The organism is Collinsella tanakaei (assembly GCF_016902615.1).
GTDB lineage: Bacteria > Actinomycetota > Coriobacteriia > Coriobacteriales > Coriobacteriaceae > Collinsella > Collinsella tanakaei_A.
The window spans coordinates 1-3,329 of sequence record NZ_JACJMB010000058.1 but is presented as its reverse complement, the minus strand read 5'-3'; the positions used below and the strand labels follow the sequence as shown (position 1 = coordinate 3,329).

Here is a 3,329-nt window from a genome sequence, read left to right as displayed (position 1 = left end):
CCCCCGCAGTACCATCGGCGCTGGCCGGCTTAGCTTCCGGGTTCGGAATGGGACCGGGCGTGCCCCGGCCGCCAGAGCCGCTGACCGGTGGGCGGCGTTCCCGCAGCCCACCCGGGGGCGTCCGCGTGCCCTGAGGGCCGCACAGCGGGGATGGGCACCTTCTCTCGACGCCGCTTCCGGGAGCGGATATGCGAAGAGCTCGGGCGATTAGTGCCGCTCGGCTGAGCGCGTCGCCGCGCTTGCACCTGCGGCCTATCAACCAGGTGGTCTACCTGGGCCCTTACCGAAAGGAGAACTGATCTCGGGAACGGCTTCCCGCTTAGATGCCTTCAGCGGTTATCCGCGCCGGACGCGGCTACCCGGCCATGCCGTTGGTCGACAACCGGTTCACCGGAGGTCCGTCCACCCCGGTCCTCTCGTACTAGGGGCAGCCTCCCTCGATTCTCCTGCGCCCACGGAGGATAGGGACCGAACTGTCTCACGACGTTCTGAACCCAGCTCGCGTACCGCTTTAAACGGCGAACAGCCGTACCCTTGGGACCTGCTCCAGCCCCAGGATGCGATGAGCCGACATCGAGGTGCCAAACCTTGCCGTCGATGTGGACTCTTGGGCAAGATCAGCCTGTTATCCCCGGAGTACCTTTTATCCGTTGAGCGACGGCCCGCCCACGCGGGGCCGCCGGATCACTAGAGCCTGCTTTCGCACCTGCTCGACTCGTGGGTCTCGCAGTCAAGCCCGCTTGCGCTCTTGCACTCTGGAGGACGGTTGCCGACCGTCCCGAGCGGACCTTCGCGCGCCTCCGTTACCCTTTGGGAGGCGACCGCCCCAGTCAAACTACCCACCTGGCACGGTCCCCGGCCCGGATGACGGCGCCGGGTTAGGACGCCGGGCGCGCGAGGGCAGTATTCCAAGGGCGGCTCCGGCCGGGCTGGCGCCCGGCCATCGATGCCTCCTGCCTATCCTCTACACGCGCGTCCAGCGGCCAATGCCAAGCTGCAGTGAAGGTTCACGGGGTCTTTCCGTCCTTCCGCGGGTAGGTCGCATCTTCACGACCAGTGCAATTTCACCGGGTCCATGGTCGAGACAGCGCCCAAGTCGTTGCGCCTTTCGTGCAGGTCGGAACTTACCCGACAAGGAATTTCGCTACCTTAGGACCGTTATAGTTACGGCCGCCGTTTACCGGGGCTTGGCTTCGGTGCCTCGCCTTTCGGCTAACACCTCCGCGTGACCTTCCGGCACCGGGCAGGCGTCAGACCCTATACGTCGCCTTGCGGCTTCTGCAGAGTCCTGTGTTTTTGGTAAACAGTCGCTTGGGCCTCTTCACTGCGGCCCGCCTCCGCTCCCGGAGCCAGTCCGTTCACGTACGCGCGGGCACCCCTTCTCCCTAGGTTACGGGGCCATTGTGCCGAGTTCCTTGACCATGGTTGACCCGATCGCCTCGGTATGTTCTACCCACCCACCTGTGTCGGTTTGCGGTACGGGCGGGGGGGACCCTGCCTAGGGGTTTTTCTGGGGACCACGGGCTCACTCGCTTCGCGCACTCGCTTCGTCCGGAGCCTCGCCCTCTGCGCGGGACGGATTTCCCTGTCCCGCGGGCCGCGCTCCATCACGGGGACGTCCAGAACCCCGCCGAGCCACCCCGATCCGTCGCCCCGTCGGTCGTGACGGTTCCCTCCCGGTGCAGGAATGTCTGCCTGCTGCGCTTCGGCTACGCCTCCCGGCCTCGCCTTAGCCCCCGACTGACCCTGGGGGGATTAGCCTCGCCCAGGAAACCTCGGGTTTACGGCGGACGAGTTACTCTCTCGTCTCTCGCTACTCATGCCAGCATTCTCGCTCGCGCCCGGTCCACCGTCGGTCGCCCTCCGGCTTCGCCCCTGGCGCGACGCCCCCCTACCGATGATTAAGTTCATCCCGCCGCTTCGGTACCGCGCTTAGCCCCGTGTATTGTCGGCGCGCGCCCACTCGACCAGTGAGCTGTTACGCACTCTTTGAAGGGGTGGCTGCTTCTAAGCCAACCTCCTGGTTGTCTGCGCGAGCGCACATCCTTTGCCACTCGGCGCGGATTTGGGGACCTTAGCGGGCGGTCTGGGCTGTTTCCCTCTCGAGCACACAGCTTAGCCCACATGCTCTGACTGCCGGGATCTGGGCCTGCGGCATTCGGAGTTCGGTTCGAGTCGGTAGGCGGCGAAGCCCCCTCATCGATCCGGTGCTCTACCTCCGCAGGTGAACTCCCGACGCTAGCCCTAAAGCTATTTCGGGGGGAACGAGATATCTCCGGGTTTGATAGGCCTTTCACCCCTATCCCCAGGTCATCGGAGCACTTTTCAACGTACTGCCGTTCGGCCCTCCACGGGGTCTTACCCCCGCTTCAGCCTGCCCAGGGATAGCTCACCCGGCTTCGCGTCTGCGGCCGGCGACTGATGGCGCCCTGTTCGGACTCGCTTTCGCTGCGGCTCGCTTCGAAGCTTAACCTCGCCGCCGGCCAGCAACTCGCTGGCTCATTCTACAAAAGGCACGCCGTCACAGCGCTACGGCTGCTCCGACTGCTCGCGGGCGCACGGTTTCAGGTACTGTTTCACTCCCCTCCCGGGGTGCTTTTCACCTTTCCCTCACGGTACTTGTGCGCTATCGGTCACAGGAGAGTATTCAGGCTTGGATGGTGGTCCACCCAGGTTCGGACCGGGTTCCTCGTGCCCGGCCCTACTCAGGGATGCGTCCGGTCCGCGGGTCGGGGTGCGCCTACGGGGCTGTCACCCTGTGCCGCCGGCCCTCCCAGGCCGTTCGGCTCCCCCTCCGCGCGACCGCCGGGCCCGGCAGGACCCGGTCGCCGCACCCTGCAACCCCGGCGGGGGAAAGCACTGCCGTGCGCGCCCGCCCGCCGGTTTGGCCATGGCCCCCTTCCGCTCGCCGCTACTCGGGGGATCTCGCAGTTGATTTCTTCTCCTCCGGGTACTTAGATGTTTCAGTTCCCCGGGTTGTCCTCCCCCTCCCTATGGGTTCGGGAGGGGGATGCCGGAGCTACCTCCGGCGGGTTCGCCCATTCGGAGACCCGCGGGTCGTCGGGTGTGTGCCCCTAACCGCGGATTATCGCAGCTTGCCGCGTCCTTCGTCGGCTTCCTGTGCCAAGGCATCCGCCGTGCGCCCATGCTATCTTCGCTTGGTTTCGCATACCTGCCGGGGGCTCGCGCCCCCGGCGATCAGATGCTTGCTACTACCCTTTATCCAACTTGATGTCTATCTATGGTTAGTCGCAGAATCGAATCAATTAAATCGATATCCGTTCGAATCCGTTCCTCGGATTCGGATCGAGAATCGGTGCCGCACGAGA

At 65.2% G+C, this 3,329-nt stretch carries 2 rRNA genes; both read right to left on the bottom strand.

What is annotated here, in order from left to right:
• Positions 1–85, bottom strand: a 5S ribosomal RNA gene (gene rrf, locus H6A21_RS10645); the annotation flags it as partial.
• A gap of 102 nt (positions 86–187) precedes the next feature.
• Positions 188–3,159: ribosomal RNA gene (locus H6A21_RS10640) — 23S ribosomal RNA — on the bottom strand.
• Positions 3,160–3,329: the final 170 nt, after the last annotated feature.